The sequence below is a fragment of the Streptomyces antibioticus genome (genome assembly GCF_002019855.1).
GTDB lineage: Bacteria > Actinomycetota > Actinomycetes > Streptomycetales > Streptomycetaceae > Streptomyces > Streptomyces antibioticus_B.
In genome coordinates this window covers 2,854,645-2,879,976 of record NZ_CM007717.1, presented here as the reverse complement: position 1 = coordinate 2,879,976, position 25,332 = coordinate 2,854,645, and the positions used below count along the sequence as shown (strand labels likewise).

The following is a 25,332-nucleotide window of genomic DNA, read 5'->3' as shown; positions in this document are numbered from 1 at the left end:
GGCGACGTGGGCCTTCCTACCCTGCCTCCTCCCCACTCACCGCCTCGACCACGTCCGCCACGACACAGCTCACATTGTCCGGGCCGCCGGCCTCGTTCGCCGCGTCGATCAGGGCGGTGACCGCGGCGGCGGGGTCGGGGGCGGCGGAGAGCAGGGTGCGGAGGGTGTCCTCGGGGAGGGTTGTCGACAGTCCGTCGGAGCAGAGCAGATAGCGGTCGCCGCGCCGGGCCTCGTGCAGCCGCAGATCGTAGGACCCGGACGCGCCACCCGTTCCCGCCCCCGTCCCGGCGGCCCCGGTGAGCGCCTTGAGCAGCAGGGTCCGCTGCGGATGGGTCTCGGCCTCCTCCGGGGTCAGCCGCCCCTCGTCGACGAGCGACTGGACGAGCGTGTGGTCGTGGGTGACCCGGAACAGCGCGCCGTCGCGCAGCAGGTACGCCCGCGTGTCGCCGATGTGCACGAGCGCGAGCTGCGATCCGGTCCACAGCAGGGCGGTGAGCGTGGTGCCGACCTCGTCCGAGCCGTCCGCGACGTCCCGTACGGCGTCCGTCGCCGCGCGGACCGCGTCCTCCAGCAGGTTGAGCACGCCGCCGGCCGGGGGCGCCTCGGTGTCGAGGAACCTCAGGGCCTCGACGGCGGCGCTGCTCGCGGGACCGCCCGCCGGGCCGAACCCGTCGGCGACGGCGAGCAGCCGGCCGCCCGCGTAGGCGGTGTCCTGGTTGACGGGCCGGACCCGGCCGCGGTCGGAGTGGGCGCTGTGGCGGAGTGTGAGCATGGTGGTGGGTTCCCTTTCCGTGGTGCCGGACAGTTGGTCGACCAGGAACAGGGCCAGATCCCGCCGGGCCGCCGTCTCCGCCTCCACCCGCGCCCAGTAGGCGCGGATCTCGCGGGCGGCGTCGGCCGGGTCGGTGAGCGCGCAGACCTCACGGATGCGGGCCAGGGGCATCCCGAGCCGCCGCAGCCACGCCACCAGCCGAGCCTGTTCGAGCTGCGCGACCGCGTAGTGGCGGTAGCCGGTGTCCGGGTCCACCCGGGCGGGGCGCAGCAGGTCCAGTTCGTCGTAGAGGCGCAGGGCCTTCGGGGACAGCCGGGCGGCGCGGGCGAAGGCGCCGATCGTGAGCATCCGCATGGGAACCCCGTTCCTTTCTCGTTTCCGGGACCGATGCTGCGGCTTCACCGAAGGGGAAGGTCAAGCGACCGGAGCGGGGGCCGGTGCCGGGGCCGCGGCCGGGGTGGGCCGGGGCCGGTAGAGGCGCCCCTTGTTAGCCTGCCGGGGATCGGACAATCGTACGAACTGGAGCCCGCCGTGCCCCGCATCGCTCTCGTCACCTGCCGGCCAGGACCCGAGGTGGCCGCCGACCGCGATCTGCCGGTGCTGGAGGCGGCGCTGCGCGCGGCGGGGGCGGACGCGCGGACCGTGACGTGGGACGAGCCGGGCACCGACTGGGCCGCCTTCGATCTCGCGCTGATCCGTTCGACCTGGGACTACAGTTGGAGGGCCGCCGAGTTCCTGGCCTGGGCGCGCGAGACCGCCGCGGTGACCCGGCTGGCCAATCCGGCCGAGGTGGTGGCCTGGAACGCCGACAAGCGGTACCTCGGCGAGCTGGCGGCGGCCGGGGTGCCCACCGTCCCGACGGCCTATCTGGCGCCGGGGGAGGCCGTGGCGCTGCCCGACGGCCGGGAGTTCGTGGTCAAGCCGACCTCCGGCGCGGGCGCGCGCTTCGCCGCCCGCTACACGCCGGACGAGCACGACACTGCCGTACGGCAGCTCGCGCGCATGCACGCGGAGGGCTTCACCGCGATGGTGCAGCCCTATGTGAAGGGCATCGACAGCGGCGGGGAGCGGGCGCTCCAGTTCTTCGGGGGCCGGCTTCTGCACGCCAGCCGCAAGGGCCCGGTGCTCGCCCCCGGCACGCCGTACGACGCCCGCAAGGTGGCCCACCCGGACCTCACCCGCCACCGCCCTACCGCCGATGAACGGGCCGTCGCGGAGGGGGCGTTGGCGACCGCCCTGGCCGCCGTCCCCGTCGCCGCCCACGAGTTGCTGTACGCGCGCGTGGACCTGGTGGACGACGAGGACGGCCGCCCGCAGGTGATGGAGCTGGAACTGGTCGAACCGAACCTGTTCCTGTTCCTTCACCCGGAGTCGGTGGCCGGGGTGGTCGAGGGGATCCTCGCCACGGCCTGAGCCGGAGTCGTCAGTAACCCCCGCCGTACGGCCCGTGCCCGTGCCCGTACGGCGATTCGTCCCGCGACCCGTCGTCCACCGAGACCCGCTGGAGCAGGCCCCAGGTGAACTCGGCCGTCGCCTCCCGCTGTTCGCCGTTGCCGTCCGGGGCGGTGAAGGCGAGGCCCCAGCGGGTGGGGGCGGTGCCCTCCAGGGGGCGGGCGGGGGCGAAGGCGCGGGCGACCTCGTCCACCGTGCAGGACCAGGGGGTGAGGTCGTCGAGGGTGTGCAGGTCGGGGGCCTTGGCGCCGGGGGCGCGCACCAGCCACTCGTTGGCCACGGACCGGTTGCCGGTGACCAGCACCTCGAAGCGCAGGTCGGGCCAGAGCGGGAGCGGCCAGAGCCATGCCTCGCAGTCGAGGTCGCCGATCCGGCGGGGGGTGCGGGACTCGGGTTCGCCGAGGACCGAGTGGTAGCGGGGCAGGGCGCCCCGGGCGTGCGGTGAGTGGATCATGGCCTGCCAGCGCTTGCTGGCCTCGCGTGCCTGTGCGAGGGTGACGCCGAGTCGATGACGTGCGTCCTCGACCAGGTCATGGTTGTGATCGGCCATCCGGCGCAGCAGGACCAGTTGGAAGTCGAGCGCCGTGAACGAGCCGGTGAGGCGTTTCTGGGTCGGCATGCGTCCCATCCTGGCGTACCGCGCGTTTCCCGACCATTGCCCGGTGCGGGCCGATGTGACTAGCCTGTGTTCGTCATGCCGATCGCCTGTTGATATTTCGAACACAGGCCGACGAACAGGGAGGGGGCCGGTCGTGGGACGTCTTGTACCAGCCGTGACCCGGGCTCTCGACATTCTCGAGCTCTTCCTCGACGGGGACGGGACGCTCTCCGCCCCCGACATAGTGCGCCGACTGCAACTTCCGCGCACCACCGTGCACGAGCTGGTCACCACGCTCGCCGCCCGCTCCTACATCGTGCCGCTGCCCGGGCAGCCCGGACGCTACCGCCTCGGCGTCCGCCCGTACCAGCTCGGCAGCCGCTACGCGGAGCAGCTCGACCTCGCCGCCGAGGGTCAGCATGTCGCCCGCAGTGTCGCCGAGACGTGTGACGAGACGGTCCACGTGGCGATCCTGGAGGGCACCGACGTCATCTACATCGCCAAGGTCGACTCCACGCACGCGGTGCGGATGGTGTCGGCGGCGGGCCGTCGGCTGCCCGCCCACTGCACCTCCGTCGGCAAGATGCTGCTCGCCTCCCTCCCCGAGCCGGAGCTGGCCGCGCGTATTCCCGACGACGCCGAGCTGGCCGGGATGACGCCGAACAGCATCACCGAACCGGCCGTGCTGCGCGAGGCGTTGGCGGAGATCCGGGAGCGGGGCATCGCCGTCGAGAGCCGGGAGTCCAACCCGGACGTGAGCTGTGTCGCCGCGCCGGTCCGCGACCGCACCGGGCAGGTCGTGGCCGCGCTGTCCATCTCGGTGCCCATGATCCGCTGGAGCGAGGCGCGCCGGGCCGAGCTGGAGCAGCTCGCGGCCAAGGGCGCGGCGGAGCTGTCCGAGCTGCTGGGGCACCGGAGCGTGGCGTGACGGCGACGTCCTCGGCCTTCTCGTCCTCGGCCTTCTCCTCGTACGAGGTGGCGGTCCGGGCCGAGGCGACGCTCGGCGAGGGGCCGACCTGGGACGCGGCCGCCGGGCGGCTGCTGTGGATCGACATCCTCGGCTCCCGCGTGCACGGCTACGACCCGGCGACCGGCCGGCGCACGGTCCGGGTGACCGACCAGCACGTGGGCGCCGTCAAGCCCCGCGCGGGCGGCGGCCTGGTGCTGAACCTGCGGGACGGCGTGGGGCTCCTCGACCCGGACGACACCTTCCGCTGGCTGCACCGCGAGCCGGTCCCGGGGCGCCGCGCGAACGACGCCGCCGTGGCCCCCGACGGCACGCTGTGGGCCGGCACGATGCGCTACGACGAGGCTCCCGGCGGCGGCACGCTGACCCGCTACGGCGCGGACGGCCCCGTCGAGACCGTCCTCGACGACGTGACGGTCAGCAACGGCACGGGCTGGAGCCCGGACGGCACGCGCATGTACTACATCGACTCGCCCACCCGCCGGATCGACGTGTTCGACGTCGACCCCGCGGACGGCCGCGTGTCGCACCGCCGCCCGTTCGCGGAGATCGAGGAGGGCGCGGGCTTCCCCGACGGCCTCACGGTGGACGCGGACGGCTGCGTCTGGGTGGCCCTGTGGGACGGTTCGGCGATCCGCCGCTACACCCCCACCGGCACCCTCGACCGCGCGATCCCCCTCCCCACCCCCCGCGTCACGGCCTGCGCGTTCGGCGGCCCCGCCCTGACCGACCTGTACGTCACGACAGCCCGCGTGGGCCTCGACTCCCCCCACCCCCTGGCGGGTTCCCTCCTGGTGATCCCGAACGCGGGCCGGGGCCTGCCCCAACTGGCGTTCGCGGGGTGACGGCCCCCGGGCCGGTTTCCCCGCCATCACCTGCCCGTCCTCACCCTCCCGTCTTCACCTCGTCGTCCTCGTCCGTCGTCCGGTCCAGGCTCCGCAGGGTCTCGCGTTCCTGGTCCGTCAGGGGGGCGCTGGAGGACGGCGGGAGCGGGGGGCCGGTCAGGGTGGCCAGGACGGTGGTGGGGTGGAGGAGGCGTTCCGGCCCGGAGGTCATGCTGGTGACGTCCCAGACGGCGGAGGCCGCGCGGTAGGAGCCGGTCGCCGTGCGGATCAGACGGCGGCTGTAGCGGGTCAGCAGGCGGTCGGCGACGGTCGGGGAGCCGCCCTGGGTCTCCGGGAACCAGACGTCCTGGCTGACCGCCATCGTCCAGGCCGCGTTGACCGACCCGGCCGCCCCGCGCTGCACCCGCCGGGCCAGGCCGGGCTCGGTGAGAGAGGTGCGGGTCAGCTCACGGCTCAGCACCCGCGCCCCCAGCGCCGCCACCGACATACCCTGCCCGTAGGCCGGGTTGAACGTGGCCAGCGCGTCGCCGAGGACCACGAACCGCTCCGGCCACCGCCGGGACTTCTCCAGATAGCGCCGGTGGTTGCTGGTGCTGCGGCTGACGTGGATGTCGGTCAGCGGCTCCGCCCCCGAGATCAGCCGGCCCACGATCGGGTCGGGCAGATCGAGCGTGTACCGCAGGAAACCCTCGGGATCCGACGGGGGTTCACCGCCGCCCCGGGTCCCCGCGAGGCTCACCATCCACCGGTCGCCCTCGATCGGCAGCACCATGCCGCTGCGCCCCGGCCGGGACTGATACGGGTTGGCCTGGATGATCGTCAGCGGGAAGTCCCCGGCGCCCTCGGGCGTGCGGTACACCCGGGTGGCGTTGACCAGACCGGCGTCCACGGTCTTCTCACGTATTCCCGATATACCAAGTGAATCAAGCCAGTTGACGACCCGTGAGCCGCGGCCGCTCGCGTCCACCACGAACTCCGCCGCCAACTCCTCCTCGCCTTCGGCGGAAGAGACCCGTACGCCCGTCACCCGGTCGGCGCCGCCCAGGAGTTCGGTCACCTGCCCCTTGCGGATCCGGACGTCCGTATGGTCGAGGAGCGCGCTCCGCACCGCCCAGTCCAGCAGCGCCCGGCTGCACGTCAGCATCTGCGGACCCTCGTGACGCCAGCGCCGGAACCAGCCCTCGGGCGTCAGCGCCACCATCCCCGAACTGATCGAGATCTCCCGCGCACCCGCCGCGAGCAGGTGCTTGCGCATGCTCACCCCCGGCACCAGATCCTCCATGGCGGCCAGGCCACCGGCCATGAGGAGATGGGCGTGACGCCCCTGCGGCAGGCCCTTGCGGTGCTCCGGCCCCTCGGGCAGTTCGTCGCGCTCCAGGACGACGACCTCGTCCACGGCGGTGGACAGGGCCGCCGCGGCCAGCATGCCGGCCAGACCGGCACCGATGACGACAGCTCTACGCGACATGGGGCTCCTCGAACTCGGCCATGAAGCCCTCGGCCATGAAGGCACCGGGCGGAAGGGGCAGGTATTCAGCCATGGAAGGCTTTCACCGTACCTTCACGCGCCGTGTCCGAGGCAGGGGTTCGGCCCAGAGCCTGTGCCAATTCGACCAGGCCACCGGCACCGGAGACCTCCGTCGCGTGCAGCCGGTACGTGCTCAATGTCTCCTGCGGAGCCTCCGCGGCGGCGGCCCGGCGGGCCGCCTCGGCCAGCATCGCGGCCTCCGCGACGACCCGCGCCTCGTGTTCACCGCGCCCCTCCCGCAGGGCGCCCGCCCGCGCCCGCTCCCGGACCGTGTCGTCGAAATAGGGCGCCAGCGCGAGCAGCGCGTCATGGATGGCGACCTCCCGCCAGTGCAGCCGCTCCTCCGGCAACCGCCACCAGGACGCGGGCGGTTTGGGCGCCGTCGACACGAACCCCACCCGGGACCACAGCGGTCCGAGCCGCCGGTGGTCGCGCAGCCCCCGCCAGTGCGCCCCGGCGGCCGGCAGCAGCCGCGGCAGCACGAACCCGGCGGAACAGATCAGCGCGGCCAGCGAGGCCATCGGCGGGGCCACCGAGGTGGACAGGAAGTCCAGGTCGTGACCGGTCCAACGGGCCACGACCGCCGTGTACTTGGTCGCCTGGAAACCCAGCAGGTCGAGCAGCGCCCCGGCCAGGATCAGCCGCAGCCCGGTCCGCAGCAGCCCGGTGACCTCGCGCCCCCACTTCACGCACACCACCGACATGGCCACGATCACGGCCGTGTGCCCGAGCAGATAGAGCAGGATCATCTCCCGCATGCAGGGCGTGTTGGCGTAGTACGTGTCGAGATCGGTGAGCCGCTCGGTGGGCGCGTCGGCGAACACGAACAGCAGCACGACGGCCACCACCAGCGGCGCGTAGACGGCGATGGAGCGCAGCACCAGCCGCCGCACCAGCTCGGGCGGCCCGCCCCGCCAGTTGATCAGCAGGATCAGCAGCGAGCAGGAGTACGCGGTGAGCATGCCGTACGTCAGCGGGGCGCCGAAGTTCGGTACGCCGGTGAGAGAGTTGACGGCGGCCAGGGTCACCGGCGCCGAGCAGACGAACACGATCGCGCCGAGCAGGATCGCCACGCAGGTCGACACGGTCAGCGGATTGCGGACGGCCGTGCGCGGGCGGCGGAAGAGGACGGCGGAGGAGAGGGCGAGGACGGCGGCCGCCAGATAGACCACGACACTCATGCGCGCGAACTCCGTTCGGCAGCTACGGCTTTGGCACCGGAACCGGCACCGGAACCGGATCCGAAACCGGAAGCAGCCGCCGCCCGGACCAGCGGCGAGGTCGCCAGCGCGTCGGCGATCCGCTCCAGCGCCGCCGGGTCCGGTGCCCGCCCGTGGAACCAGTCGGACGCGGCAGGGCCCGGCTCCGGCCCCCGGGCGGCCGCCTCGTCCCGCGCCGCCGCCGCGATCACCGTCGCCCACGCCGTGGCCGTGGCCCGCCGGGGGTCGCCGGTGAGCCGCAGCGCCGCCCGCAGGGTCTCCTCGTACAACTCCCGGTCGGCGTAGGCGTCCAGATGGCTCAGCGCGTTGTGGATGCTCGTGCGGCGCCACACCAGCCGGGTGACGGGGGAGGCCCAGCGCGGCCGGGGCAGGCGCAGGGCGTGGCGGGCGAGGACGCCGTCCAGTGCGCGCTCCAGGGGTTCGAGGCGGACGTAGTGGTGCCGGGCCCGCCGCCGTTCGGCGAGACGGGGCCCGACGAGCGGGATCATCACGCCGGTGACGCTCAGCAGCGCGCCCGCCCCGGCCGCGGCCGGCGAGACCCAGCCGCTGAGCGCCGACCAGTCCCGCCCGGACCAGTGGGCGGCCATCGCGGCGAGCTTGGTGGTGCTGAAGCCGATCCCGCACAGGGTGCCCAGGCCGAGCGTGGTCAGCCCGGCCCGCAGCCCGCCGCGCACCCGGCGGGCCCAGCGCAGCGCCGCGACCGTGGTGGAGCCGACGGCGGTCAGATGCGCGAGCAGATAGAGCAGGATCATCTCCCGGATGTACGGGGTGCTCGCGTAGTAGGTGTCGAGGTCGGTGCGGCGCTCCACGGGGGCCTCGCCCAGCGCGAAGGTGACCGCGATCCCGGCGGCGACGCACGCGTACGCCACCAGCCAGCGCCGCGCGGTGCGGCACACCCGCGCCCCGCCGCGCCAGCGCACGATCAGCATCTGCGCGGCCGCGCTGTACGCCGTGACGGCCGTGTACGTCAGCGGCGCGGCCAGGTTGGGTATCCCGCTGAGGTCGTTGACCGCGCCGACGGTCGGCGGGGCGCCGAGGAAGAAGCACAGGCCCGCCAGGCCCAAGGCGGCGCACAGGGTGCGCAGCGAGGGGTCGTGGCGGTGGCGCAGCAGCTCCGGCGTCCGGACGGTGAGGCAGAGCCAGAGGACGCCGGCGCTGCCGTAGTGCGTCACGGTGGTCGCCGTCGTGACGGCGGTCACCTGCGGTTGCCCCGGTAGTTGAGGGCGGCGCCGATCCGGGCCGCGAGGTCCCGGGCGTCGTCGCCGGGGACCGCGTACACGGACTCGGGCGGGGCCTCCAGCCAGGTGCGCAGGCGGCGGCCCATCAGGATGCCGAAGCGGTCGGCCTCCTGCTCGTCGGCGAGGGTGAAGTCGGAGCGGGCGGCGGCGTGCAGGGCGCCGTCCGGCGCGTGTGCGCGCCGCTGGTGCATGTGCCACACCTCGTGGCAGAAGATCACGATCTGGTGCCAGACGGCGGCCCGCTTGTCCACGATGACGTCGTCGTGGGTCTCGCGCTCCAGCCACAGTCCGCTGGCGGTGTGCGGAGGGAACACCTCCCGGTGCACGACGATCCGCCGGCCGCGCCAGCGTTCGGCCGCCCCGACGACCGCGTCGAACAGGATCTCGGGGTCCGCGGGCACGGGGACGTGGACGCCGTCGACCAGCAGGTCGGCGAGACGTCGCATCTCCCTCTTCGTACGCACGGCTCTCCCCGTGACTGCGCGGGTGTTCGATCCCGTGCAATATGCCAAGTCCCGTACGGCTTCAGCTACCACGGCCCGGTCGGGCGGGGGCGGGGCGCGGGGGAGGAAGTGGGGTGCAACGGATGAAGCGGCGGCGCGGGCCGCCCCGAGGTGGCCGAAAACGCCGCCCGTGCCGTGGTCAGAGGTCGTCGTCGCCCGAGGCGCTGCGCTCCGTGACCATCTCGGCCCACTCCGCGAGCGCCTGGAGTTTGCGCGGGGACATGTGGGGCGCGCGCCGGGCCAGCCGGTAGAAGCCCGGGGTGCGCAGCGGCGCCAACGGGTCGCTCTTCGCCTCCAGTTCGCGCAGCACGGGCTGGAGCGCGGCGTGCAGGGCCTCGGCGTCGTCGGCGGTGAAGAACCCGGCGGGCAGGTCGAAATGGCGGCGGAGGCGGTCCGCGTGCTCCAGGCTGGGCAGCCCGTGGGTGCGCCATTCGCTCAGCCACTGCCGGCTGGTGCCCGCGATCCGGGCCAGTTCGTCCAGCGAGTATCGCTTGCCGTCGGGCCGGCGCCGGGTCTCGCGCACGAAATCCAGCCTTTGTCGGACGCGCGCGCCGAGAGCGGTCTCCGGGACGTCCCCGCCCGCCAGCAGCGCGGCGACGGTCCCGGCGGGTATGCCGGTGCGGTACGACAGGTCGCCGACGTCGAGCGCCTCGGCCAGCCGGCCCCGGCTGTCGGTCAGTTCCTCAAGGCGTTCCCGTGCCTCGGCGAGGGAACCATGGGCGTCGCTCACCGAGTCTCCCCTGTTCTCCCGGTCGTCCCGTGCCGGTGCGCCTGGTCGGGGCGCGCGGCTGAGCGGAGGCTATCGGGTCGCGTCGCCGTACCACCAGTGACGGCAGCTATAGCTGCCCAATTAAGCAGCGTTGGTTGACAGTTGAGGATCCCCGAGGAAATGATCGACCCACGGCGCCGGACCAGCTCCGCCCGCCGGGGGCCCGGTGGCGAGGAGCGCCACCACGGGGGAGTGACGTACGGGACACCGGGCCCCGCCTCCGCACGAGCAACCGGCGCCCACGCTCAGTTGGTGACCCGCACGTCCTCGTCCGGGGTCGTCGTCGCCAGGGAGTGGACCCTGCGGACGTCCTCGTCGTGGCGGAGTTCGCGGGAGACCGCGCCGATCTCGCGGAGGAGGTCCGTGGTGTCCGGGTCGGCGGTGCGGTCGGGGGTGCCGGGGCCGCTGCGGGCGGTCGTGGCGGCGAGGATGGTCACCGCGGCGGCCAGGGCCTTCGCGCGGGGGGCCGGGAAGCCGAGGCCGACGGCCGCCTCGTAGGAGCGCCGGCGCAGGTCCTCGTCGATGAAGCGGGCCAGGGACAGCAGGGTGTCCCGGATGAACGTCTCCCGCCGGATCAGCCGGAGTTCGGCGCTGGCGCGCAGCACGAACGGCACGCCGCGCCCGCTGACCGACCGCATCAGCAGATACAGCGGCCGCAGCTCGTACAGTGCCAGCCGGACCCGGCAGCGGTCGTGCAGATACTGGCCGGCGTGCGGCAGGATGAAGCCCACCGCCACCAGGATCGCCGCCAGACAGGCCAGCGGCGGCGCGACGGCCGTGCTCAGCCAGTCGAGGTCCCGGTCGTTCCAGCGGGCCACCAGCGCCGTCAGCTTGGCCGCGTCGAAGGCCAACTGGAGCGCGTAGCCCACCCCGAGGAACTTCAGCCCCCAGCGCAGCCAGGCGTCGAGCCCGTCGGTGCGGATCCAGTTCCAGATCAGATAGTTGGTGATCAGGCTGGAGTTGGTGTGCGCGAGCAGGTACAGCAGGATCAGCTCGCGCATGTACGGCGTGTTGGCGTAGTACGTGTCGATGTCCCGCAGCCGCTCCACGGGCACGTCCGCGAGGGCGAACAGCACCCACAGCGCCGCGATCACCCCGGAGTACCCGATGATCACCCAGCGCATCGCACGCCGGGTGCGGGCCGAGCGGTCGGACAGGCCGTTGCGCCAGGTGATGATCAGCAGCAGACAGGCCCCGCCGAACGCGGTCAGCAGCGAATACACCCACGGCGCGGAGATGTTGGACACCCCGGTGAGCCGGTTGACCCCGGCGATCGTCGACGGCGCCACGAACACGAACACCGCCAGCGCGAGCAGCAGCAGGCCGCCCACCGCCCGCAGCATCGGGTCCTTCCACAGCCGGATGATGCTCGGCAGCTTGATGGCCAGCGCGGCGGCCAGGATCCCGGCGGGGATCCACCAGAACGACGGGTAGAACTCGTTGACGAACCCCGCCGGGCTCAGCGCGAGTTCCGTCATCGCCGCGCCCCGCCCCCGCGCCCCCGGTACCCCAGGGACCGCTGCACGGGCGCCAGCGGCTCGTCCGCGTCCGCGCCCGGAAGGCCGCCCGGACCGCCCGCCTCGCCGGTCAGCAGCGGCCGGAACGCGGCCGCCAGCCGGTGCCCGAACTCGTCGGCCTCCGCCTCGTCCCGCTCCCGGGAGCCGTCACGCGCGGCCACCGCGAGGGCCGCCTGCGGCCAGCCCGGCCGGTCGGACAGCGCGTCGGCGGCCGCCGAACCGACCGAGTGGTGATGGCCGTGCCCGGCGTGCAGATGCCACAACTCATGTCCCAGTATGACCAGTTGCTGCACGGCCTCGGCCCGCTCCTCCACGATCACCAGATCGAAGTCATGGAACTCCAGCCACAGCCCGGTGACCTCGATCTCGTCGGGGAACCGCTCGAAACGCAGTTCCACCCGACGCCCGCCGCGCCGCGCGCTCATCTCCTCGCACAGCGCGTCGCACAACGCCCGTATCCCGGTGGGCGGACGGGGCCGTGCGCGCAAGGCCGCGGTCAGCTCCGAGGCGAGGTCGCGCATGCCGGAGACCGCACGAGGGCGGAGCAGGGCCGAGGCGACCCGGGCCGCCTTCCTCCGCGCGCCCGCGATGTCCATCGCACCCCCTCACCTTCCCGCGTCGCTGCGAGCTGCCGTTCGAGACTACGCGGGCGGACGTGTCCGCGTCACGCGAAGCCCGCACCCCGAGGGCCCGTCGCCCTCTTGACGCGCGCCGCGACGGATCCTACGGTCACGTTCGAAGTCACGAGCGTCATCCGAAATGCCGAACAGTGAACACCGAACACCGGGAACCAGGCAGATGCGAAAGGCGTCCATGGGAACCGCCCGCCTCACCCTCCACCCCGCCTTCACCGTCGGCCGGGTCAGCCCCCGCCTCTTCGGCTCCTTCGTGGAACACCTCGGCCGCTGCGTCCACACCGGCATCCACGAACCCGGCCACCCCGCCGCGGACGCCGACGGCCTGCGCACCGACGTCCTCGACCTGGTCCGCGAACTCGGCGTCACCACGATCCGCTACCCGGGCGGCAATTTCGTCTCCGGTTACCGGTGGGAGGACTCGGTCGGCCCGAAGGACGAGCGCCCCCGCCGCCTCGACCTCGCCTGGCACTCGACGGAGACCAACCGCTTCGGCCTCTCCGAGTACATCGCGTTCCTGCGCAAGCTCGGCCCGCGCGCCGAGCCGATGCTCGCCGTCAACCTCGGCACCCGCGGCGTCGCCGAGGCCCTCGCACTCCAGGAGTACGCCAACCACCCCGCCGGCACCGCCCTGTCCGACCTGCGGATCGCGCACGGCGACAAGGAACCCTTCGGGATCAGACTCTGGTGCCTGGGCAACGAGATGGACGGCCCCTGGCAGACCGGCCACAAGACCGCCGCCGAGTACGGCCGCCTCGCCGCCGAGACGGCCCGCGCGATGCGCCAGATGGACCCGTCCGTCGAACTCGTCGCCTGCGGCAGCTCCAGCCAGGCCATGCCGGCCTTCGCCGCCTGGGAGGCCACGGTCCTCGCCGAGACCTACGACCTCGTCGACCACATCTCCCTGCACGCCTACTACGAGCCGCACGACGGCGACCTCGACTCCTTCCTCGCCTCGGCCGTCGACATGGAGTCCTTCATCGAGAACGTCGTCGCCACCTGCGACCACGTGGGCGCCCGTCTCAAGTCGAAGAAGCGGATCAGCCTCTCCTTCGACGAGTGGAACGTCTGGTACATGTCCCGTTGGCAGCAGCAGGAACGCGCCGCCGACCCCGCCGACTGGCCGGAGGCCCCGCGCCTCCTGGAGGACAACTACAGCGTCCTGGACGCCGTCGTGTCCGGCTCGCTCCTCATCGCCCTGCTGCGGCACGCCGACCGCGTCACGGTCGCCTGCCTCGCCCAGCTCGTCAACGTCATCGCGCCGATCATGACCGAGCCCGGCGGCCCGGCCTGGCGCCAGACCACCTTCTTCCCCTTCGCCCAGGCGTCCCGGCACGGCCGCGGCGAGGTGCTCGACGTCCGGGTGGACTCCCCGACGTACGCGACCGCGAAGTACGGCGAGACGGACCTCCTGCACGCCACCGCCGTACGCGCCGACGACGGCTCGGTCACCGTCTTCGCCGTGAACCGCGGCCGCACCGGACCGCTGCCGCTGGAGGTGACCCTGACCGGCCTCGGCCTGACCGAGGTGGTCGAGCACAGCGCCCTCGCCGACGCCGACCCGGACGCCCGCAACACGCTCGCCGAGCCCGACCGGGTCGTCCCGCACCCGGTGACCGGCACCACCCTGGCCGGCGAGCGGCTCACCGCGACCCTCGAACCCCTCTCCTGGAACGTGATCCGGCTGGCCCGAACCGCGACCTGACCCGCCCCTGACCCACAATGGGCGCATGAGGATCTCGGCACGGGCGGACTACGCGGTACGGGCGGTACTGGAGCTTGCCGTACGGCACTCCGACGACGCCCCGGTCAAGGCGGAGACGATCGCCGCCGCCCAGGACATCCCGCACAAGTTCCTGGAGGGCATCCTCGGCGACCTCCGGCGCGGCGGGGTCGTCGAGAGCCGGCGTGGCGGAGGCGGCGGCTACCGCCTCGCCCGCGACGCCGCGTCGATCACCGTCGCGGACGTGATCAGAGCGGTGGACGGCCCCATCGTCTCCGTCCGCGGCGAACGCCCCACCGGCCTGACCTACACCGGCTCCGCACAGCCCTTGCTGCCCCTGTGGATCGCGCTGCGCGCCAACGTCCGCCGGATCCTGGAGGGCGTCACGATCGCCGACATAGCGGCCGACGCGCTGCCCGCCCATGTGACCGCGCTGGCGGCGGAACCGGCCGCCTGGGAGAACCCGTGAGGTTGCGCGCGTGACGCTGTGAACGGGCCGGGGTGAATGGCCGGGGATCGTCCTGCCCCGGCAACAGGCCGGTTCCTACGATGCGTTCGCCAAGGTTCTTCACAGCAACTTCACAGTTGGGAGAGACCCCCCATGGCAAGTGGCCTGCTCCTCGGCGGCGCCGTCGTCGCACTCGTCACCGCCGCGCTTCCGGCGAACAGCTCGCCGGTGTTCAGCGACCCGCCCCCGGACAAGATCGTCATCGACGTCGCCACGGTGAACGGCTCCGGCTGTCGCCCCGGTACGGCCGCCGTGGCCGTGTCGGAGGACAACACCGCCTTCACCGTGACCTACAGCGAGTACCTCGCCCAGGTCGGCGGCAACTCCGACCCCACGGCCTTCAGAAAGAACTGCCAGCTCAGCCTGGTCGTGCACGTCCCGTCGGGCTTCACGTACGCCATCGCCCAGGCGGACTACCGAGGGTTCGCCTCGCTCCAGGCCGGCTCCAGCGCGGTGCAGCGGGCCTCGTACTACTTCCAGGGCTCGTCGCAGACGGTGTTCAAGAACCACAACTTCACCGGCGCGTACAACGACAACTGGCAGGCGACGGACACCACGGACTGGGCGAACCTCGTCTACGCGCCGTGCGGTGTGCAGCGCAACTTCAACATCAACACCGAGATCCGGGTGAACGCGGGCACGTCCTCGCCGAGCAAGGTCAGCTTCATGACCATGGACTCGACCGACGGCGACATCAGCACGGTGTACCACATGGCGTGGAAGGAGTGCCCGCGGAAGTGAACGGCGGGGCCGTCCGTCTCCCGGCGGGGCGACGGACGGCCCGTACGTTCACTGCGCCGCGTGCGTGACGAAGTCCGCCCAGGCGGTGGGGGAAAGGGTGAGCTGAGGGCCGGACTTGTCCTTGGAGTCACGGACGTGGATATGGGCGGGCAGTGCGGCGACCTCGACGCAGTTGTCTCCGGACCCGCTGCTGTAGCTGGACTTCTGCCAGTTTTCCGCGACCTCGACGCAGTCCCCGTCACCACTGCTGCTGTAGCTGGACTTGTACCAGTCGAGAGCGACCTCGACGCAGTCTCCAGAGCCGCTGCTGCTGTAGCTGCTCTTGAACCAGGCCAGTTCAGACGTGTTCATAGGTCTCCTCGTATCCGCTGCAACAGGCCCACGGAGTCCTCGCTTGAGAGTGCCTGTGAACGCATACTTGCATACCGCGATTGCAGCGCACTGATGGCTTTCGCGTCGGAGATGAGCTGCCCGCTTCCCGGGGCTTCCAGGTAGGCGAACCACTTGTGCTGAGGGGTCTCCAGCAGTTGCATCGGGCCGTGCAGTCCGGAGTGCGACCACTTCACCAACGGCATGATCTGGATGGCGATGTTCCGCAGTCTCCCCAACGCCAGCAGGTGGTCGATGGCTTCGCGGGTGACGTCCAGTCCGCCGGTCTGCCGTAAGAGCACGCTCTCTTCGATGACGAAACTGAAGGCGGTGTTCGGCAGCTCCCGCAGCAACTTCTGTCGCTCGGCCCGTGCCGCCCAGTTGACCTCGATCTCCTCGTCGGTGAGCGGCGGCAGTTCGTCGACGAAAAGCTGCCGTGCGTACGCTTCCGCTTGCAGCAGCCCCGGAAGCATCCGGCACTCGTACATGTACAGGGTGATGGCGGTCTGCTCCAGCCTCGCCCACCGTTGGAACCAGTCCGCCAGGCCCGCCTGGCGCTCCACGAACCCGGCGGCCCGCCGCAACGCACCCGTGTTGCCCAGGACCAGTTCCGCCGCCTCCACGAACTCCTCGTCCGGCATCCGGCGGCCCAACTCGACCGACGCCACCGTGTGTTTGGAGAAGCCCACGACGTCGCCGAGTTCCTCCCTGCTCAGCCCGTGATGTTCCCGCAGGCCCTGGACCACCGCCCCGAACGTCCGCAGACTGTCCGACGACTCCGGCTCACCGCTGACCGCCATGGTCACCTCCCGCCCCCCATGGTCACGACCCGTGACCGCCGGTGTCCAGTACGTCACCGTGTACGCTCGCGCAGCGTACGCGGCGGACACCTGGTGAACCCCCCTGGTCACCCGCCACATTGGCCCCATGACCGCACGACCCACCCCCCAACCCGCCGTCACCGTACGTGTGTTCTCCCAGCGCCTCAGCGCCACCCCGAGAGGGGCCCGGCTGGCCCGGCGGCTCGCGCTGACGCAGCTCGACGCCTGGGGCATTCCGCACGGCACGGTCGTCTCGGACACGGTCGCCCTGCTCGTGGCGGAGCTGGCGGCGAACGCCGTGACCCACGGACGCGTCCCCGGACGGGACTTCGAGCTGAGGCTGTCCCTCGTGCCGGGCAGTGTCCGGATCGAGGTGACGGACACGCACACCGGTGAGCGCCCGCCGGGACCCGGTGCCGTACGGCCGCCCGCGCCGCTGGCCGAGAACGGGCGGGGGCTGGTCCTCGTGGACGCGCTGGCGGCCCGCTGGGAGGTGCTGGACCGGCAGCCGCCGCCGGGCAAGACGGTCCGCGCCGAGGTCGACGTACCGAACTGGCTGGCCCTGGTGAAGGCGACCCCGCTGTGGCCGCTCGGCCGGAGCGCCAGACGGTAATTGCCTGTTCGGCGTGGCCTCGGGGTGTCTATGCTCCCCGGATGACCTTGGAATGGGAACAGGTGATCGTCCACTCGACGGACCCGGCGGCGCTGGGGCAGTGGTGGGCGGAGGCGCTCGGCTGGGTCGTCGTGTACACCTCCGACGACGAGTTCGAGATCCGCCCGGCGGCGGACCGTACGCCGGGCCTCGACTTCGTCCGGATCGACGAGGTCAAGAAGTCCAAGAGCCGACTGCACCTCGACTTCCGGCCCGACGACCAGGAGGCCGAGGTGGCGCGGCTGCTGGCGCACGGGGCTCGGCGCGTCGACATCGGCCAGGGCGACCAGTCGTGGGTCGTCCTGGCCGATCCCGAGGGCAACGAGTTCTGCATCCTCGGCAGCCGACGCCAGTAGGGCTCGCTCAGCCGGTCTGGCCCATGCCCGCCGCGTTCGGCCAGCTCTGGGCGTTGGGCCAGCCGGTGGCCGCCGCCGGGGCGAGGCCGTTGGTGCCGCGGACCTGGGCGGCGGTGAGGCCGCCGCGGGCCGGGACACCGGGCGGCGTGGGGCCGGGTGCCGGAGCGGGCGCGGGGGCGGGCGGCATGGGAGCCATCGCCGGGGTCATCGCGGCCGGGCTCATGGCCGGTGCCATCGCGGGCGCCATGGCCGCCGGGGTCATCGCCGCCGCCGGGGCCATCGGCATCGGGGCGGGGGCCGGGGCGGGGATCGGCGCCGGGGCCGGTGCCGGCATGGACTGCGGGAAGACCTGCGCCGCGGCGGGCAGCGGCATCCCGGCACCGTCGGACGGCGCCGGCATGGCGACCGGCGCGGGGGCCGCGGCCTGGGCCTGCGCCTGGGCGGCCGCCATGGCGACGGCCTGGGAGGCGAGGTCGAGACCGGCCCCGTTGGTGGCCTCCACCAGCCGGTCCACGGCCGCCGTGCCCGAGCTGTAGCTGGTCCCGGTGCTCAGCTCGGGCACGGCGGCTCCCCTCCTGGTCCCGTAGAGCACCTGTTCCAGGCCGGACACCAGGCGACGCACGTCGACCTGGGGGCGCACCACGAGCCGCAGGAAGCGGCTGGAGGAGCCGATCTTGTTGCCGCACTCGCGGACCAGGATCCGGTGCTCGGTGAGCAGCCGGTCGCGGACCACGGTCCCCTCCGCGCCGACGGGCAGACGCACGAAGAGGAAGTTCCCCTGCGAGGGGTAGACGGTGAGGCCGGGCAGCGCGGAGAGCTGGCTGGCCATCTCCAGACGGTCCCGGCGCACCTGCATCAGGCTCTGCGCGTACTCGGGGCCGTGGTCCTTCAGCATGAACACCACGTGCTCGGCGAAGGAGTTGAGGTTCCACTTGGGCAGCATCGAGCGGACCCGCCCGGCCAGCGAGGGGTTCGCCACCAGATAGCCGAAGCGGATGCCGTGCAGGCCGAAGTTCTTGCCGAGGCTGCGCAGCACGACGACGTTCGGGCGGAGCATGGCCTCCTGGACGACGCTCGGCTCCTGCTCGGCGTCGGCGAACTCCAGGAACGACTCGTCGATGACGATCAGGTCCAGGTCCGCCATGGCGTCCATGAACTGCACCAGTGCGTGCTTGTGCAGGAAGCCGCCGTCGGGGTTGTTCGGGTTGCAGATGACCGCGACCCGCGTGCCCCGGGTGCGGATGAACTCGGCGTACTGGGCGAGGTCGAGGGCGAAGCCGCTGGACTCCTGGAGCGGGAACATGTCGACCCGCTTGCCGGTCTCCATGGGCTGGTCGGTCCAGCGGCCGAAGGTGGGGACGGGGACGGCGAGGGACTCACGGACCAGCAGATGGTCGATCCAGGTGATCAGCTCGGTGGAGCCGTTGCCCATCGCCACGGCCTGCGGCGGGAGTTGGAGCAGATTGCACAGCTCGGAGGTGATGGTGTCGGCGCTGCTCGGGTAGTACGTGATGATGTCGCGGAACCTGACCGACATCTCGTCGAACATCGCCGGGGTGGGGAAGTAGGGGTTGCAGGGGATGCAGAAGTCCACCGGGCCGGTTCCCTCGCCGCCTTCTCGTGTCAGCGCCGCCATCGACGGGCTGTGCGCCGCCGTGCTGCGGAACAACGAGGTGACGTTGTCGGCCATGGAACCTCCGTATGGGGCGGGCCCGGTGGGGACGTCCGGGCCCGTCGTCTTGGGGTGGCCCGCGCGGGGGAGCGCGGGCCACTTCTAGATACGGAGGGGTGCCTCACCCTGTTCAAGGGGTGTGAAAGAAATGTGTGCTCATCCCCGGGTGCTGAAGGTGTGAACCGTCGTCGTCCGGTATGTCTGACCTGGCCGAAGGGTGGTCGACGGGAAGGACGGCTTGTTCGGCGAGTCCGGGAAGTGCTGGGTCTCCAGGCACAGTCCGTCGCCCTGGCGGTAGACGTGTCCGCCGGGGCCGACGAGGGTGCCGTCGAGGAAGTTGCCGGAGTAGAACTGGAGCCCCGGCTCGGTGGTGGCGATGCCCAGGGCGCGGCCGGAGGACGGGTCGCGCAGGGTCGCCACCGGGACCGGCTGTGCGGTGATCCCCTTGTCGAGGACCCAGTTGTGGTCGAAACCCTTGCCGTACAGCAGTTGGGGGTGGGCGGTGCGGATGTCCCGGCCGACCGCCTTGGCCCGCCGGAAGTCGAAGGGCGTGCCCGCGACCTTCGCCAGTTCGCCGGTGGGGATCAGCCCCGAGTCGACGGGGGTGTAGCGGGCGGCGGCGACGGAGAGTTCGTGGTCGTGGATCGAACCGCTGCCCTCGCCGGCCAGGTTCCAGTAGACGTGGCTGGTGAGGTTGACGACCGTGGTCTTCGTGGTCGTCGCCGCGTAGTCGATCCGCCAGTCGCCGTGCCGGGTGAGGGTGTAGGTCACCTTCACCTTGAGGGTGCCCGGGTAGCCCATCTCGCCGTCGACGCTGGTGTAGTACAGGTACAGGCCGACGTCGGAGCCCTTCACGAACGGCTCCACGTCCCAGACCCGCTTGTCGAAGCCCTGGGCGCCGCCGTGCAGGCTGTTCACGCCGTCGTTCACGTTGACCTGGTACGACGTGCCGTCGAGGGTGAACCGCCCGCCGCCGATACGGTTGCCGTAGCGGCCGATCAGCGCGCCGAAGTACGGGGTCTTCGCGACGTACTCCTCGATGGTGCCGAAGCCGAGGGAGACGTTGCGGTACCGGCCGTGCCGGTCCGGGATCTCCAGGGACTGCACGACGCCGCCCCAGGAGAGGACCTTCAGCCGGGTGCCGCCGTTGGCGAGCGACCAGACGTGGACCTTGGTGCCGTCGGCGAGCGTGCCGAAGAGCCTGCGCGACGGGGTCCGGCCGGTGGCGGCCTCCGCCGTGGAGCCCAGAGTGGTCGCGGCGAGACCCGCCGCCGCGCCCGCGATGACCGTGCGTCTGTTCAGTTCCATGTGCGGCTCCCTCTGTAAGGGTCAGGCCCCGCCGTGCGGGCGGGGCCTGATCGTCGACCTACGAACCGGACTTGCGCTTGTTCCACACGTCGAAGCCGACCGCGGCCAGCAGGGCCAGGCCCTTGATGACCTGTTGCCAGTCGGTGCCGACGCTGAGGAGGTTCATGCCGTTGTTCAGCACACCGAGGACCAGACCGCCGATGATCGCGCCGAGGACGGTTCCGACACCGCCGCTCATGGACGCGCCACCGATGAACGCCGAGGCGATCGCCTCGAGTTCGAAGCTCAGTCCCGCCTTCGGCGAGGCCGCGTTCAGACGGGCGGCGACCACCAGACCCGCCAGGGCCGCGAGCACGCCCATGTTGAGGAAGACCAGGAAGGTGACCTTCTTGTCCTTGACGCCGGACAGCTTGGCCGCCGGCAGATTGCCGCCGATCGCGTAGATGTGCCGGCCGAAGACGGCGTTGCGCATCACATAGCCGTAGCCGACCACCAGCACGCCCAGGATCAGCAGCACGATCGGCGCGCCCTTGTAGCTGGCGAGCAGCAGGGTCACGGTGAGCATCGCGGCGACGATGGCGACGAGCTTGAGCAGGAAGAGGTTGCGCGGCACCACGTCGAGCGCGAACTCCTGCTGCCGCCTGCGGTCGCGGACCTCCTGGAGGACGACGAACACCACCAGGACGAGCCCGAGCAGCAGCGTGATGTTGTGGTAGTTCGTCTCCGGGCCCGCCTCCGGCAGGAAGCCGTTGCCCATCTTCTGGAGGCCGTCCGGGAACGGGCCGAGGGTCTGGCCCTCCAGCAGGATCTCCGTCAGACCCCGGAAGAGCAGCATGCCCGCGAGGGTGACGATGAACGACGGTATGCCGAGATAGGCGATCAGGAAGCCCTGCACCGAGCCGGCCACCGCGCCCACCAGCAGACACAGCAGCAGGGCGAGCGGCCACGGGATGTCGTGCTGGACGGTGAGCACCGCCGCGAAGGAGCCCACGAACGCCGTCAGCGACCCCACCGACAGATCGATGTGCCCCGCGATGATCACCAGCATCATGCCGATCGCGAGGATCAGGATGTAGCTGTTCTGGAGCACCAGGTTGGAGACGTTGCGCGGCAGCAGCAGGTCGCCGCCGGTCCACACCTGGAAGAGGAGCACGATCAGGCCGAGGGCGATCAGCATGCCGTACTGGCGCATGTTGCGGCGCAGACCGTCCAGCACGAGCCGGAGCAGGTTGCCGGCGGCCGGTCCGCCGCCCTTGCCGGGCGGCGCGGCCGCCGGGCTCTTGTCCGTCACATCGGTGCTCATCGCGTTACCTCTTTGTCCTTCGTCATCTGACGCATCAGCACTTCCTGCGTGGCCTCGGCCCGCGGGAACTCGCCCGTGAGCCGTCCGGCGGCCATGGTGTAGATGCGGTCGCACATGCCGAGCAGTTCGGGCAGCTCGGAGGAGATGAAGACGACCGCCTTGCCCTGGGCGGCCAGTCGGTCGATGACCGTGTAGATCTCGAACTTGGCGCCGACGTCGATGCCGCGCGTGGGCTCGTCCAGGATCAGCACATCGGGACCCGCGAAGATCCACTTGCTGAGGACGACCTTCTGCTGGTTGCCGCCGGACAGCTTGCCCACCGGCTCGAAGACGGTCGGCGCCTTGATGTTCATCGACGTGCGGTAGCCCTCGGAGACCTGCCGCTCCTGGTGCTCGTCGACGATCCCGCGCCGGGCCACCTTGCCCAGGGCGGTCAGGGAGATGTTCCGGTTGATGGTGTCGATGAGATTGAGGCCGTAGTGCTTGCGGTCCTCGGTGACATACGCGATGCCGTGCCCGACGGCCTCCGCGACCGTCTTCGTACGGATCTCCCGGCCGTCCTTGAGGACGGTGCCGGCCGCGTGCCGGCCGTACGTCCGCCCGAACACGCTCATCGCGAGTTCGGTGCGGCCCGCGCCCATCAGCCCGGCGATACCGACGATCTCCCCGCGCCGGACATGCACCGACACGTCGTCCACGACCTTGCGCTGCTGGTCGAGCGGGTGGTGCACGGTCCAGCCGCGGATCTCCAGCGCGGGGGCCGTGCCCTCCTCGGTCTCGTGCGGGGTGCGCTCGGGGAAGCGGTGGTCGAGGTCGCGGCCCACCATGCCGCTGATGATCCGGTCCTCGGTGGTCTCCGGCGCCTTCACGTCGAGGGTCTCGATCGACCGGCCGTCCCGCAGGATCGTCACCGAGTCGGCGACCTTGCGGATCTCGTTGAGCTTGTGGGAGATGATGATCGAGGTGATGCCCTGCTTCTTCAACTCCAGGATGAGATGCAGGAGTTTGTCGCTGTCCTCGTCGTTCAGGGCCGCCGTCGGCTCGTCGAGGATGAGGAGCTTCACCTTCTTCGACAGCGCCTTGGCGATCTCCACGAGCTGCTGCCTGCCCACGCCGATGTCGGCGACGCGGGTCTCCGGGTGGTCGTCGAGACCGACCCGGCGCAGCAGTTCGGTGGCGTGCCGCAGGGTCTCGCGCCAGTTGATGAACCCGCCCCGGGCGTGTTCGTTGCCGAGGAAGATGTTCTCCGCCAGCGACAGGAACGGCGACAGCGCCAGTTCCTGATGGATGATCACAATGCCGCGCTGCTCGCTCGCCCGGATGTCCTTGAAGGCGCAGACCTCGCCCTCGAAGAGGATCTGGCCTTCGTAACTGCCGTGCGGATGGACGCCGGAGAGCACCTTCATCAAGGTGGACTTGCCGGCGCCGTTCTCCCCGCAGATGGCGTGGACCTCGCCCTGACGCACGGTCAGCGTGACGTCCGACAGCGCCTTGACGCCGGGAAAGGTCTTGACGATCGAGCGCATTTCCAGGACGGGTCCCGCCATGGTCGTGCCTTCCAATCCGTAGGGAACGAGGCTTACTTCAGCTCGTCCGCGGTGTAGTAGCCGCCGTCGACCAGGACCTTCTGGTAGTTGGTCCTGTCGACGCTCACGGGCTCCAGCAGATAGGCGGGCACGACCTTCGAGCCGTTGTCGTAGGTCTTGGTGTCGTTGGTCTCCGGCGTCTTGCCGTCCAGGGCCGCGGCGACCATGTTCGAGGCGACCTTGGCCAGTTCGCGGGTGTCCTTGTAGACGGTCATCGTCTGCTCGTCCGCGATGATCGACTTCACGGAGGCCAGCTCGGCGTCCTGGCCGGTCAGCACCGGCAGCGGCTTGCTCTTGGAGCCGTAGTCGTCCGACTTCAGGGCGGACAGGATGCCGATGGAGATGCCGTCGTACGGCGAGAGGACCGCGTCGACGCGCTTGCTGGAGTACGACTTGGTGAGGATGTCGTCCATGCGCTTCTGCGCGGTGGCGCCGTCCCAGCGCAGCGTCGTCACCTGGGTGAGGCCGGTCTGCCCGGACTGCACGACGAGCTTCTTGCTGTCGATGTACGGCTGGAGGACGCTCATCGCGCCGTTGAAGAAGTACTTGGTGTTGTTGTCGTCGTTGGAGCCGGCGAACAGCTCGATGTTGAAGGGGCCCTTGCCGTCGGCCAGGCCCAGCTTCTCGACGATGTAGTTGGCCTGCAGCTCGCCGACCTTGGTGTTGTCGAAGGAGGCGTAGTAGTCGACGTTCTCCGTGCCGAGGATGAGACGGTCGTAGGCGATGACCGGGATGTCGGCGTCGGCGGCCTGCTGGAGCACGTTGTTGAGCGACTTGTTGTCGATGGCGGCGACGATCAGCGCCTTGACGCCCTGGGTGATCAGGTTCTCGATCTGCGCGACCTGCTGGTCGGGGTCGTCCTCGCCGAAGACCAGCTTGGTCTTGTAGCCCTTGGACTTCAGGTCCTTCACGACGTTGTCGCCGTCGGCTATCCAGCGCTCGGAGGACTTGGTCGGCATCGCGATGCCGATGGTCCCGCCCTTGCTGCTGCCCTTGTCCTCCTCGCTGCCGCCCTCGCTGCTCTGGCCGCAGGCGGACAGGGTCAGGGCGAGGGAGGCGGCGGTGGCGATCGCGGCGAGTGCGGCTCTGCGGTTACGCATGATCATCATCCTTGATGTGCGAGGGGAAGGCCGGAGAAGAGTTGTGTGGGATTCTGCGCGCCTGTGTCGGCTTCTGTGAAGCCAGGTGTCCGGAACGTTATGACCCGATGTCGAATCTGTTCAGTTCGCCGGGCAGGCGTGAACCGAGCGGTGCCATACCGCCGTTCGCGCCATGACGCGCGAGCAGATCGAGGGCGAGCCGGCCGCGCCGCACCCGCTCCCGGGCGGTCGCCAGGGCCAGATCCCTGAGGTGATGTCCGTAGGGATAGAGGCCGGGGGCCTTGGACAGGCCGAACTTGAGATACAGCGGTGCGCCGCGCCGGATCAGCTCGGCCACCTCGTACATCCGGATGTACCCGCCGAGATCGTCGGGGGCCTCGATGTACATGTCCATGGGGGCGCCGGAGACCCGGCGGATCTCGGTGACATGAGCCAGCGTCAGATCGCTGGGCACATTGACCGAATCGGCCCCTAGCCGCTCGTACACCGCGTACGAGGCCGGGTTCACGGGACCGATGAGCGCCGACACCTTGAGCGTCGTGTCGGCCGGGACGATGCCGGCGCGCCGCGCCCGGTGCAGCGTCCACAGCACGCCCTCGTCGGCGACGAGCAGGCACTTGACGCCCAACTCCGTCGCCCGCACGGCGTCTTCGACACATCCGGCGACCGCGTCGTGCCCCCGGGCGCGCAGTCCGCCGCCGCGGGAGTCGGTCCGGGTCGAGCCGCCGATGTCCCAGGTGCCGCGCGGACCGGTGAACAGGCACAGCTCGATGTCCCGTTCGGCGGTCGCCTCGACCATCTCGGTGATCTCGGCGTCGGTCAGCATCCACACCCCGCTGCCCTGGCTGATCCGGTGGATCGGCACGTCCAGCCGGGACGCCTCCTTGAGGATCACGGCCAGCGCCTCGGGCCCCTCACAGGACGGGACCTCGGTACGCCAGCGGCCGCCGCCCGGGAAGCGGTGGGTGGAGGCATCGGCGGGATCGAGAGCGGGCGCGCCCAGGCCGAGCGAGGTGAGGGCCTGCTCTCCGGGCCTGCGGGCTGCCGTGGCGGAAGCGTCGGTCGTCACAGGGCTGTCCTTCGCGATCGATACGTTCGGTATTTCGGACGAGGTTCGGGGGTGGGGGTGTGCGGGGGCCTGGGCGGGGG

The 25,332-nt window shown here is 71.3% G+C and carries 25 protein-coding genes; 8 read left to right on the top strand and 17 right to left on the bottom strand.

The features are described 5' to 3' along the window. Positions 1-16 precede the first annotated feature (16 nt). Entirely contained in the window at positions 17-1,126 is a 1,110-nt protein-coding gene (locus AFM16_RS12795) for a MerR family transcriptional regulator (protein WP_078633379.1), read from the bottom strand. A 177-nt stretch (positions 1,127-1,303) separates the two neighbouring features. Here AFM16_RS12795 and AFM16_RS12790 point away from each other — a divergent pair, with 177 nt between their 5' ends. Next, positions 1,304-2,185: an ATP-grasp domain-containing protein gene (locus AFM16_RS12790; RefSeq protein ID WP_078633378.1), complete on the top strand. Its 882-nt coding sequence runs from the start codon at positions 1,304-1,306 to the stop codon at positions 2,183-2,185. 10 nt (positions 2,186-2,195) lie between these two features. Here AFM16_RS12790 and AFM16_RS12785 read toward each other — a convergent pair whose 3' ends face one another. Further along, the gene (locus AFM16_RS12785) at positions 2,196-2,843 is read right to left on the bottom strand and encodes a hypothetical protein (RefSeq protein ID WP_107419072.1); all 648 of its coding nucleotides are present in this window, start codon (positions 2,841-2,843) and stop codon (positions 2,196-2,198) included. Positions 2,844-2,976: 133 nt separating this feature from the next. Here AFM16_RS12785 and AFM16_RS12780 point away from each other — a divergent pair, with 133 nt between their 5' ends. Both AFM16_RS12780 and AFM16_RS12775 read left to right on the top strand, forming a co-directional pair. Next, on the top strand, positions 2,977-3,750 hold the full coding sequence (locus AFM16_RS12780) for an IclR family transcriptional regulator (RefSeq protein ID WP_030796182.1): 774 nt from the start codon (positions 2,977-2,979) through the stop codon (positions 3,748-3,750). Further along, a complete protein-coding gene (locus AFM16_RS12775) occupies positions 3,747-4,634 on the top strand; it encodes an SMP-30/gluconolactonase/LRE family protein (protein WP_078633376.1) in 888 nt (295 codons plus the stop codon). The genes AFM16_RS12780 and AFM16_RS12775 overlap by 4 nt, the downstream gene beginning before the upstream one ends. 40 nt (positions 4,635-4,674) lie before the next feature. On the opposite strand, the gene AFM16_RS12770 is transcribed toward AFM16_RS12775, so the two are convergent. The 7 genes from AFM16_RS12770 to AFM16_RS12740 form a co-directional block, all read right to left on the bottom strand. Beyond that, a complete protein-coding gene (locus AFM16_RS12770) occupies positions 4,675-6,102 on the bottom strand; it encodes an FAD-dependent monooxygenase (protein WP_078633375.1) in 1,428 nt (475 codons plus the stop codon). A gap of 65 nt (positions 6,103-6,167) precedes the next feature. Then, the gene (locus tag AFM16_RS12765) at positions 6,168-7,343 is read right to left on the bottom strand and encodes an MAB_1171c family putative transporter (RefSeq protein ID WP_078633374.1); all 1,176 of its coding nucleotides are present in this window, start codon (positions 7,341-7,343) and stop codon (positions 6,168-6,170) included. Then, complete coding sequence (locus tag AFM16_RS12760; RefSeq protein ID WP_078633373.1) at positions 7,340-8,581, bottom strand: MAB_1171c family putative transporter; 1,242 nt, start codon at positions 8,579-8,581, stop codon at positions 7,340-7,342. The genes AFM16_RS12765 and AFM16_RS12760 overlap by 4 nt, the downstream gene beginning before the upstream one ends. Continuing rightward, the gene (locus AFM16_RS12755) at positions 8,578-9,084 is read right to left on the bottom strand and encodes a hypothetical protein (protein ID WP_030796172.1); all 507 of its coding nucleotides are present in this window, start codon (positions 9,082-9,084) and stop codon (positions 8,578-8,580) included. The genes AFM16_RS12760 and AFM16_RS12755 overlap by 4 nt, the downstream gene beginning before the upstream one ends. 178 nt (positions 9,085-9,262) lie before the next feature. Further along, positions 9,263-9,853: a hypothetical protein gene (locus AFM16_RS12750; RefSeq protein ID WP_030796170.1), complete on the bottom strand. Its 591-nt coding sequence runs from the start codon at positions 9,851-9,853 to the stop codon at positions 9,263-9,265. A 284-nt stretch (positions 9,854-10,137) separates the two neighbouring features. Beyond that, complete coding sequence (locus AFM16_RS12745) at positions 10,138-11,370, bottom strand: DUF6545 domain-containing protein (protein WP_030796168.1); 1,233 nt, start codon at positions 11,368-11,370, stop codon at positions 10,138-10,140. Continuing rightward, positions 11,367-12,005, bottom strand: a complete 639-nt coding sequence (locus AFM16_RS12740; protein WP_179123269.1) for a toxin-antitoxin system, toxin component family protein — start codon at positions 12,003-12,005, stop codon at positions 11,367-11,369. The genes AFM16_RS12745 and AFM16_RS12740 overlap by 4 nt, the downstream gene beginning before the upstream one ends. 217 nt (positions 12,006-12,222) lie before the next feature. Here AFM16_RS12740 and arfA point away from each other — a divergent pair, with 217 nt between their 5' ends. The 3 genes from arfA (at position 12,223) to AFM16_RS12725 (ending at position 15,016) form a co-directional block, all read left to right on the top strand. Next, entirely contained in the window at positions 12,223-13,749 is a 1,527-nt protein-coding gene (gene arfA / locus AFM16_RS12735) for an arabinosylfuranosidase ArfA (RefSeq protein ID WP_078633372.1), read from the top strand. 25 nt (positions 13,750-13,774) lie between these two features. Then, positions 13,775-14,236: an RrF2 family transcriptional regulator gene (locus AFM16_RS12730; RefSeq protein ID WP_030796162.1), complete on the top strand. Its 462-nt coding sequence runs from the start codon at positions 13,775-13,777 to the stop codon at positions 14,234-14,236. Between the two features lie 132 nt (positions 14,237-14,368). Continuing rightward, positions 14,369-15,016 (top strand): DUF4360 domain-containing protein, encoded by a 648-nt coding sequence (locus AFM16_RS12725; protein WP_030796160.1) that lies wholly within the window; start codon positions 14,369-14,371, stop codon positions 15,014-15,016. A 48-nt stretch (positions 15,017-15,064) separates the two neighbouring features. Here AFM16_RS12725 and AFM16_RS12720 read toward each other — a convergent pair whose 3' ends face one another. Both AFM16_RS12720 and AFM16_RS12715 read right to left on the bottom strand, forming a co-directional pair. Next, a complete protein-coding gene (locus AFM16_RS12720) occupies positions 15,065-15,367 on the bottom strand; it encodes a DUF397 domain-containing protein (protein WP_078633371.1) in 303 nt (100 codons plus the stop codon). Further along, positions 15,364-16,185: a helix-turn-helix domain-containing protein gene (locus AFM16_RS12715; protein ID WP_030796156.1), complete on the bottom strand. Its 822-nt coding sequence runs from the start codon at positions 16,183-16,185 to the stop codon at positions 15,364-15,366. Before AFM16_RS12715 ends, AFM16_RS12720 begins: the two co-directional genes overlap by 4 nt. Before the next feature lie 127 nt (positions 16,186-16,312). Here AFM16_RS12715 and AFM16_RS12710 point away from each other — a divergent pair, with 127 nt between their 5' ends. Then, positions 16,313-16,819: an ATP-binding protein gene (locus AFM16_RS12710; protein WP_078633370.1), complete on the top strand. Its 507-nt coding sequence runs from the start codon at positions 16,313-16,315 to the stop codon at positions 16,817-16,819. A 41-nt stretch (positions 16,820-16,860) separates the two neighbouring features. Next, the gene (locus tag AFM16_RS12705; RefSeq protein ID WP_030796152.1) at positions 16,861-17,214 is read left to right on the top strand and encodes a VOC family protein; all 354 of its coding nucleotides are present in this window, start codon (positions 16,861-16,863) and stop codon (positions 17,212-17,214) included. Positions 17,215-17,221: 7 nt separating this feature from the next. Here AFM16_RS12705 and AFM16_RS12700 read toward each other — a convergent pair whose 3' ends face one another. The 6 genes from AFM16_RS12700 to AFM16_RS12675 form a co-directional block, all read right to left on the bottom strand. Beyond that, a complete protein-coding gene (locus AFM16_RS12700; protein ID WP_078633369.1) occupies positions 17,222-18,904 on the bottom strand; it encodes a pyridoxal phosphate-dependent aminotransferase in 1,683 nt (560 codons plus the stop codon). A gap of 138 nt (positions 18,905-19,042) precedes the next feature. Next, positions 19,043-20,194, bottom strand: coding sequence for an aldose epimerase family protein (locus tag AFM16_RS12695; protein ID WP_078633368.1), 1,152 nt, complete (start codon positions 20,192-20,194; stop codon positions 19,043-19,045). 58 nt (positions 20,195-20,252) lie between these two features. After that, positions 20,253-21,497, bottom strand: a complete 1,245-nt coding sequence (gene mmsB / locus AFM16_RS12690; protein ID WP_030796146.1) for a multiple monosaccharide ABC transporter permease — start codon at positions 21,495-21,497, stop codon at positions 20,253-20,255. After that, positions 21,494-23,044, bottom strand: a complete 1,551-nt coding sequence (gene mmsA, locus AFM16_RS12685) for a multiple monosaccharide ABC transporter ATP-binding protein (protein WP_078633367.1) — start codon at positions 23,042-23,044, stop codon at positions 21,494-21,496. Before mmsA ends, mmsB begins: the two co-directional genes overlap by 4 nt. 32 nt (positions 23,045-23,076) lie before the next feature. Further along, the gene (chvE, locus tag AFM16_RS12680; RefSeq protein ID WP_078636921.1) at positions 23,077-24,183 is read right to left on the bottom strand and encodes a multiple monosaccharide ABC transporter substrate-binding protein; all 1,107 of its coding nucleotides are present in this window, start codon (positions 24,181-24,183) and stop codon (positions 23,077-23,079) included. Between the two features lie 97 nt (positions 24,184-24,280). Continuing rightward, positions 24,281-25,252 carry a hypothetical protein gene (locus AFM16_RS12675; protein ID WP_030796140.1) on the bottom strand — a complete coding sequence of 324 codons (972 nt, stop codon included), beginning with the start codon at positions 25,250-25,252 and terminating at the stop codon, positions 24,281-24,283. Between the last annotated feature and the right edge of the window lie 80 nt (positions 25,253-25,332).

Bases quoted from the DNA above. Each gene is read 5' to 3' on its own strand.
- AFM16_RS12720 (WP_078633371.1), bottom strand. From the start codon at position 15,367: ATGAACACGTCTGAACTGGCCTGGTTCAAGAGCAGCTACAGCAGCAGC.
- AFM16_RS12770 (WP_078633375.1), bottom strand. From the start codon at position 6,102: ATGTCGCGTAGAGCTGTCGTCATCGGTGCCGGTCTGGCCGGCATGCTG.
- chvE (WP_078636921.1), bottom strand. From the start codon at position 24,183: ATGCGTAACCGCAGAGCCGCACTCGCCGCGATCGCCACCGCCGCCTCC.
- AFM16_RS12710 (WP_078633370.1), top strand. From the start codon at position 16,313: ATGACCGCACGACCCACCCCCCAACCCGCCGTCACCGTACGTGTGTTC.
- AFM16_RS12745 (WP_030796168.1), bottom strand. From the start codon at position 11,370: ATGACGGAACTCGCGCTGAGCCCGGCGGGGTTCGTCAACGAGTTCTAC.
- AFM16_RS12730 (WP_030796162.1), top strand. From the start codon at position 13,775: ATGAGGATCTCGGCACGGGCGGACTACGCGGTACGGGCGGTACTGGAG.
- mmsA (WP_078633367.1), bottom strand. From the start codon at position 23,044: ATGGCGGGACCCGTCCTGGAAATGCGCTCGATCGTCAAGACCTTTCCC.
- AFM16_RS12795 (WP_078633379.1), bottom strand. From the start codon at position 1,126: ATGCGGATGCTCACGATCGGCGCCTTCGCCCGCGCCGCCCGGCTGTCC.
- AFM16_RS12705 (WP_030796152.1), top strand. From the start codon at position 16,861: ATGACCTTGGAATGGGAACAGGTGATCGTCCACTCGACGGACCCGGCG.
- mmsB (WP_030796146.1), bottom strand. From the start codon at position 21,497: ATGAGCACCGATGTGACGGACAAGAGCCCGGCGGCCGCGCCGCCCGGC.
- AFM16_RS12785 (WP_107419072.1), bottom strand. From the start codon at position 2,843: ATGCCGACCCAGAAACGCCTCACCGGCTCGTTCACGGCGCTCGACTTC.
- AFM16_RS12695 (WP_078633368.1), bottom strand. From the start codon at position 20,194: ATGGAACTGAACAGACGCACGGTCATCGCGGGCGCGGCGGCGGGTCTC.
- AFM16_RS12700 (WP_078633369.1), bottom strand. From the start codon at position 18,904: ATGGCCGACAACGTCACCTCGTTGTTCCGCAGCACGGCGGCGCACAGC.
- arfA (WP_078633372.1), top strand. From the start codon at position 12,223: ATGGGAACCGCCCGCCTCACCCTCCACCCCGCCTTCACCGTCGGCCGG.
- AFM16_RS12715 (WP_030796156.1), bottom strand. From the start codon at position 16,185: ATGGCGGTCAGCGGTGAGCCGGAGTCGTCGGACAGTCTGCGGACGTTC.
- AFM16_RS12725 (WP_030796160.1), top strand. From the start codon at position 14,369: ATGGCAAGTGGCCTGCTCCTCGGCGGCGCCGTCGTCGCACTCGTCACC.
- AFM16_RS12740 (WP_179123269.1), bottom strand. From the start codon at position 12,005: ATGGACATCGCGGGCGCGCGGAGGAAGGCGGCCCGGGTCGCCTCGGCC.
- AFM16_RS12765 (WP_078633374.1), bottom strand. From the start codon at position 7,343: ATGAGTGTCGTGGTCTATCTGGCGGCCGCCGTCCTCGCCCTCTCCTCC.